This is a genomic window from Microbacterium umsixpiens (assembly GCF_053543675.1).
Genome location: NZ_JBLVOH010000154.1, coordinates 2,902 through 6,067 on the forward strand (window position 1 = coordinate 2,902; position 3,166 = coordinate 6,067).

Consider the following 3,166-nt stretch of genomic DNA (forward strand, 5'->3'; position numbering starts at 1 on the left):
GCCAAGAAGCCCGCCGCCAAGAAGCCCGCCGCCAAGACGGCGGCCAAGTCGACGACCGCGAAGAAGGCCCCCGCGAAGAAGACCACGGCGGCGACGTCGGCCGCACGGTCGGCTGCGGCGAAGAAGGCTGCAGCCACACGTGCGGCGAACGCCGCCGCGAAGGCAGCGGAGAAGGCGAGCTCGTGACTCCAGGTCACGGGGTGTGGATCACGCTCGAAGGCGGAGACGGCTCCGGCAAGACCACGCAGTCGACTCTGCTCGCGGAGTGGCTCGAAGGCACCGGGCGCACCGTCGTGCGCACGCGCGAACCCGGCGGTTCCGAGGTCGGGCAGCTCATCCGTGACATCGTGCTGCATCATCGCGGTGACATCGCGCCGCGCGCCGAGGCGCTGCTCTACGCGGCCGACCGCGCGCACCACGTGGCGACGGTCGTGCGACCCGCACTCGACCGCGGGGATGTCGTGCTGCAGGATCGCTACCTCGACTCGTCCGTGGCGTACCAGGGCGCCGGCCGTGTGCTCGATGCGACCGAGATCCGTGATCTTTCGCTCTGGGCGGCCGAAGGCGCGCTGCCCGACCTGACCGTGCTGCTCGACCTCGACCCCGCTGCGGCCCGCACCCGCCTCGACTCCGCCGACAAGCCGTTCGACCGGCTGGAAGCAGAACAGGCGGAGTTCCACGGGCGCGTCCGCGACGCGTACCTGGCCCTCGCGGCGGCCGAGCCCGAGAGATTCCTCGTCCTCGACGCCGCCGCAGCGCCGACGGTGATCGCGGAGCAGATCCGTGCGCGGGTCGGCGCACTGCTCGGCTGACCTGCGCGAGCGACACCCATGCCGTCGGCGTCGGTGGTCGCGATTAGGCTGAGTGCATGCCCCGCACCGTTCCTCCTCCTTTCCCGTGGGCGGACGTGTGGGGGCAGGATGCTGCCGTCGACACGCTCCGTGCGGCGGCATCCGATCCGGGTGCGCTCTCGCATGCCTGGCTGATCACCGGCCCGCCCGGATCCGGCCGTTCGACTCTCGCGTACGCGTTCGCGGCCGCTCTGGTCGCCGACCACCCCGAAGACGAGGCGGTGATGCGGCAGGTCTTCGCGGGCACCCATCCCGACGTCACGGCGCTCCGCACCGACAAGGTGATCATCACGATCGCCGAGGCCCGCGCTCTCGTGGAGCGCTCCTACTTCGCGCCCTCCGCGGGTCGGTACCGCGTCATCGTCGTCGAAGACGCCGATCGCATGGTCGAACGCACCTCCAATGTGCTGCTGAAAGCACTCGAGGAGCCGCCCGAGCAGACGGTGTGGATCCTGTGCGCGCCCAGCGAGGCCGACCTGCTGCCGACGATCCGCTCCCGGGTCCGCTCGCTGCGACTGCGGGAGCCGGATGTCGCCGATGTGGCCCGGCTCATCACCCTGCGCACGGGGGCCGATGAGGCCGTCGCCGAGCAGGCGGCGCGGCATTCGCAGCGCCACATCGGGATGGCGCAGCGTCTCGCCACCGATGACGCGGCTCGGCGTCGGCGCGACGAGACCCTGCGGTCCGTCATCGGCGTCCGCGGTGTCGGCGATGCGGTCGATGTCGCGGGTCGGATCATCCAGGCCGCGACCGAAGACGCGAAGGCCCTCACGGCGGAGCGCGACGCGCAGGAGCGGGCTTCGCTCCTGCGCACGATCGGAATCGCCGAGGGGCAGGCCGTGCCGCCGGCATTGCGCACACAGCTCTCGGCGCTCGAAGACGATCAGAAGAAGCGCGCCACGCGCAGCCTGCGTGACGGCATCGACCGCGTGCTCACCGACCTGCAGTCGCTGTTCCGCGACGTGATCATGCTGCAGTTCGGTCGCGGCGACGATCTCATCAACCGCGAGCTGCGCCCCGAGCTGGAAGGCCTCGCGTCGGCCTGGCCTGAGGCCCGTACCCTTGTCGTACTTGACCACCTTGCCGAGACGCGGCAGTCGCTGGAGCGCAACGTCGCTCCGCTGCTCGCACTGGAGAGCTTGCTCGTGACGATCACGAGCGGGAGGAAACCGTGAACAACCGATCGACTTCCCGCTTCCGTCGCGCCGCCGCGGTCATCGCCGGCCTCGCCGCGGCATCCGTCGCCCTCTCGGGCTGTCTCTACGCCATGATCCCCGAGCAGTCGTCGCGGCCGGCGACGACCATCGTCCCCGACACCGACGGGGTCGCCGAAGATCTGCTGCCGTTCTATTCGCAGGAACTGGAGTGGACGGACTGCGGCCCCGGCTTCGACTGCACCGAGGTGACGGCGCCCCTCGACTGGGAGAACCCGGGAGCCGGTGACATCAGCCTGTCGGTGATCCGCCATCGCGCGCAGGGGACCCCCGTCGGCTCCCTGTTGACGAACCCGGGCGGTCCCGGATCGAGCGGTGTGGAGCTCGTCCAGAGCAGCCTCGACTTCGCGGTGGGACCTGATCTCATCGAGAACTACGACGTGATCGGCTTCGACCCGCGCGGAGTCGGGGGCTCCACCGCGGTGACCTGCTACGACGCACCGGAGATGGACGACTACCTCTACGGCATCCCGTCCGCCGCCCGTGGTACGGCGGAGTGGGAAGCCGAGCTGCTCGACGCGCACAAGTCGTTCGCCGAGGCATGCGAGGCGAACAGTGACGGCATCCTGCCGCACATCACGACGGTCAACTCCGCCCGCGACATGGACCTGATCCGCGCGGTGCTGGGCGACAAGCAGCTCAACTATCTCGGCTACTCCTACGGCACGTTCCTCGGCGCGACCTATGCCAAGCTCTACCCCGAGAAGGCCGGACGCCTGGTGCTCGACGGCGCCATCGATCCGGCGGTTCCGGGTCTCGAGGTCGGGGCGACTCAGGCTCTGGGCTTCGAGTCGGCGCTGCGCGCCTACATGCAGAACTGTCTCGACTCGGGGAACTGCCCCTTCAACGGCACAGTGGACGAGGCGATGGCCGATCTCGGGGCGCTGCTGGCGAGCGTCGACCGCACTCCGCTCGAGAACGGCGATGGGCGGATGATGGGCGCGGACTCCCTGCTGACGGGGATCATCGCCGCGCTCTACGCCCAGGAAAGCTGGGACATCCTCACCCAGGCCCTCGATGAGGCGCTGCAGGGAGACCCGACCACGGCGTTCCTGCTCGCCGACTACTACAACAAACGCGGCGATGACGGGGTCTACACCG

The 3,166-nt window shown here is 69.8% G+C and carries 4 protein-coding genes; all 4 read left to right on the plus strand.

What is annotated here, in order from left to right:
* A partial coding sequence (locus ACNPM4_RS15235; RefSeq protein WP_448986237.1) for a hypothetical protein occupies positions 1-186 on the plus strand: 186 nt, incomplete at its 5' end.
* The gene (tmk, locus tag ACNPM4_RS15240; RefSeq protein ID WP_029262797.1) at positions 183-812 is read left to right on the plus strand and encodes a dTMP kinase; all 630 of its coding nucleotides are present in this window, start codon (positions 183-185) and stop codon (positions 810-812) included. The genes ACNPM4_RS15235 and tmk, both read left to right, overlap by 4 nt.
* Before the next feature lie 56 nt (positions 813-868).
* Complete coding sequence (locus tag ACNPM4_RS15245) at positions 869-2,026, plus strand: DNA polymerase III subunit delta' (RefSeq protein ID WP_372469218.1); 1,158 nt, start codon at positions 869-871, stop codon at positions 2,024-2,026.
* Positions 2,023-3,166, plus strand: a 1,144-nt coding sequence (locus ACNPM4_RS15250; protein WP_448986240.1) for an alpha/beta fold hydrolase, incomplete at its 3' end; no start/stop codon positions are given. The genes ACNPM4_RS15245 and ACNPM4_RS15250, both read left to right, overlap by 4 nt.

Coding starts and splice junctions, on each gene's coding strand:
- ACNPM4_RS15245 (WP_372469218.1), top strand. CDS start 869: ATGCCCCGCACCGTTCCTCCTCCTTTCCCGTGGGCGGACGTGTGGGGG.